This window comes from Jongsikchunia kroppenstedtii DSM 45133 (genome assembly GCF_000380485.1).
In the GTDB taxonomy this organism is placed as follows: domain Bacteria; phylum Actinomycetota; class Actinomycetes; order Mycobacteriales; family Mycobacteriaceae; genus Jongsikchunia; species Jongsikchunia kroppenstedtii.
The window spans coordinates 1-2,702 of the sequence record NZ_AQYG01000011.1 but is presented as its reverse complement, the minus strand read 5'-3'; the positions used below and the strand labels follow the sequence as shown (position 1 = coordinate 2,702).

Here is a 2,702-nt window from a genome sequence, read left to right as displayed (position 1 = left end):
TCAACTCAGCCGGGTACCGCTTCGTGATGTTCCCTGACATGACTCCAACCTTCCCAACAATCAGAGTCTCCGGAAACCCCGCGACGGTTCAACTCAACGCTGAGCGCCCCCGGGGTGGTGTCCTTGACTCGCGTGAAGATGCTCGCCCACAAACCTCATTGTGAGAAGTCTGGGCCGAGCTTGGTCACATCGACATGAATCAAGGCTCCGGGCCAGTCGTATTTCGTAGCGGCGGATTGTTTCACCACTGACCCGATCGATATGGGACAGGCGGTTGATGTTGCAGCGCACCGGCACCGCGCGTACACCGTGGACGCCGGAACCTGCAGTCGGACACCGATCTGGACCGCAGCCGTTCGAATGCGGCGACCAGCAGCCCGGTGCTGTTGCCGAAGTTGCGATACAGCGTGGTCGCGGCCACTTTGGAGGCGGTGGTCACCGCCTCCACGGTGACGGCGTGGATCCCACCGGTGGCCAATAGGCGTGTGGCCGCGTCCAGCAGCCGTTCACGCGAACGCACCCGGCGCGGGTCGTCCTGACCGTCGGGGTGCTCGCCGCGAGTGCGCGGGACAGGGGCCACCCCTGCATTGTGCCCCGCGGCCCGGATCTCTGGTGCAGATGCCGCGGCGGGCGTACCCCCAACAAAGAAACGATAACGACGTTAGCGTTTCTGCCAGTCGGGAGGGCTGCCATGACCATCCACGTCCGTCCGCGCCGGCCACCGGCTGCCCGGCATCCACGTGAGCAGGTCCCGTGCGCCGATACATATCCCGGTCGCACGGTAATCGCCCACACCGACAGCGGATGCCAGGTCGTCGACCGTGCCGCCGATCTGGCGTGTACGTTCGGCGCGCGGCTGCTCATCGTTCATGACAGCAGGTGCGGCGCTGGTAGTGCGGTGCCGCTGGCGGCCCTCGACCACGCTCGCGTCCGCGGGGTCGCGGACGTGGACTGCTGCGCAGTACCCGAACGCTCCCTCGAGTCGCTGCTCGATCTGGCGGCGGTGTATCACGCCGACCTCCTCGTCGTTGGCCAGCCGGTGCTGCGGTCCTGGATCAGCCGTGTCGAGCACAAGGTGGTCGACACGGCGGCCACAGCGTTGGCACGTAAAGCTCCCTGCGATGTTCTTCTCGTGCGTGGAGCGGTCTGGGACTGCTAACCACCCCGCGACAACGAGCGCGCCGGGGCGGCTTGCTCGCCGATCCGATCATGGTCTGGCCAAATAGCTTGGGACACATGATCGTCGGCGTGCGCTTCACCCACCTGACCGGAAGTCCCGGACTGATGGGCGCATGATGGGGCGGCGACCGACAGGTCCCACCGCTGGACCCGGAATGACAGCGGCGGAAAATCACCCCCCACGTACACCCCGGCATCCTCAACGGCGTGATGGGCGTTGTGCAGCTGAGTCATCAGCATCTGCGCGGCACTACGAGTGTGATCGGTGTGATCCCAGAACCGTTCGAGCACCGCGGCCTCGACCTCGCCCCACCCCTGGTGCAGGGTGTTCGTCACGATCGCGGACGTCGAAATCTGCGCCACGACAAGGTTGTAGACCGTGACGTCGGGCACCGTGCTCTCGCAGTATCCGGTCTCGGCCAGGGCCGCGTTGAGGACCTCGCGATACGGAACAGCCATCACACGCGCCAGGGCGCCGACCAATTCGGGCGGCGGAACAGCCCGCAGCCCCTTGGTCCGCCACAAATACAGACTTTGCCGACTGATCCCGGTGCGCCGAGACAACTCGGCATCCCCGACGCCATGGCGGGCACCATACGCCGACAACATTGCCCCGACCGTCGTGAACACCTGCATACGATGTGTCCTGTCAAACCACTCGATACCGTCAACCATGACCAGCCACTATCACCACCACCGGGATCTCCAGCACGACTTCCCATTTTCGGTACTGACGGTAGCTGTCCGCTATCGACGGTAGCATTACCACATGGCGAGGATGTGGACTTGATGAATGCGGGGGCGATGAGTACCGATACTGACGATGCCGGGACCGACCCGCGCCGGATCCGGTCCCGGGCGCGGCTGCTCGATGCAGCATCCTCCCTGTTGGCGGCGGGCGGAATCGAAGCGGTCACCGTCGACGCCGTCACGAAAGTGTCGCGGGTCGCCCGCACCACCCTGTACCGGCATTTCGAAAGCACGACCGACCTGCTGGCCGCCGCGTTCGACCGGCTGCTGCCGCAGGTCTCCGAGCCGCCAGCCGCCGGCGAGACACGCGAGCGCATGCTGGCGTTGCTGACCAGCCAGGCCGACATGATCGAGCAAGCCCCCCTGCAGCTGACCACCCTGGCCTGGCTGGCGATGAACCCGGAAGAACCCGGCCCGAAACAGAACCGACTGGCGCCGCTGCGCGAACGCGTGGTCGCCCAATACCGCGAGCCCTTCGATCGTCTACTGACCAGTACCGCCATCCGCGACGAGCTCGATGACTTCAATGTGACCGTCGCGATCACCCAACTGGTGGGACCCCTCATCTTCGCGAAACTGTCGGGCATCCGCGTGCTGACCGCCACCGACCTGGCGTGCATCGTCGATGACTTTCTGGCCGCGCATCGCCACCGGGCGCCCGTCGCCACCGACCAACCACGCTGACCCACTTCTCCCGCCGGCCAGCCGCACACGCCACAACCGTGCGCAAGCGAACCGAAAACACCTGCGCCACTACCGAACCCAATCATCGC

3 protein-coding genes and 2 pseudogenes are annotated in these 2,702 nt (G+C 65.5%); 2 read left to right on the top strand and 3 right to left on the bottom strand.

Annotated features, from left to right (window positions below; translation table 11 throughout):
• Positions 1-173 precede the first annotated feature (173 nt).
• A pseudogene (locus tag G341_RS24085) lies at positions 174-380 on the bottom strand (IS481 family transposase); the annotation flags it as partial.
• Positions 350-580, bottom strand: a pseudogene (locus tag G341_RS0100125) (TetR/AcrR family transcriptional regulator); the annotation flags it as partial. The pseudogenes G341_RS0100125 and G341_RS24085, both read right to left, overlap by 31 nt.
• Before the next feature lie 111 nt (positions 581-691).
• Between G341_RS0100125 and G341_RS23645 the strand changes: the two are divergent.
• On the top strand, positions 692-1,159 hold the full coding sequence (locus G341_RS23645; protein ID WP_155826642.1) for a universal stress protein: 468 nt from the start codon (positions 692-694) through the stop codon (positions 1,157-1,159).
• On the opposite strand, the gene G341_RS22800 is transcribed toward G341_RS23645, so the two are convergent.
• Complete coding sequence (locus G341_RS22800; protein WP_155826640.1) at positions 1,156-1,788, bottom strand: helix-turn-helix domain-containing protein; 633 nt, start codon at positions 1,786-1,788, stop codon at positions 1,156-1,158. The genes G341_RS23645 and G341_RS22800 overlap by 4 nt on opposite strands.
• A 195-nt stretch (positions 1,789-1,983) precedes the next feature.
• Between G341_RS22800 and G341_RS0100110 the strand changes: the two genes are divergently transcribed.
• On the top strand, positions 1,984-2,613 hold the full coding sequence (locus G341_RS0100110; RefSeq protein ID WP_026303067.1) for a TetR/AcrR family transcriptional regulator: 630 nt from the start codon (positions 1,984-1,986) through the stop codon (positions 2,611-2,613).
• The last annotated feature ends 89 nt before the right edge of the window (positions 2,614-2,702 follow it).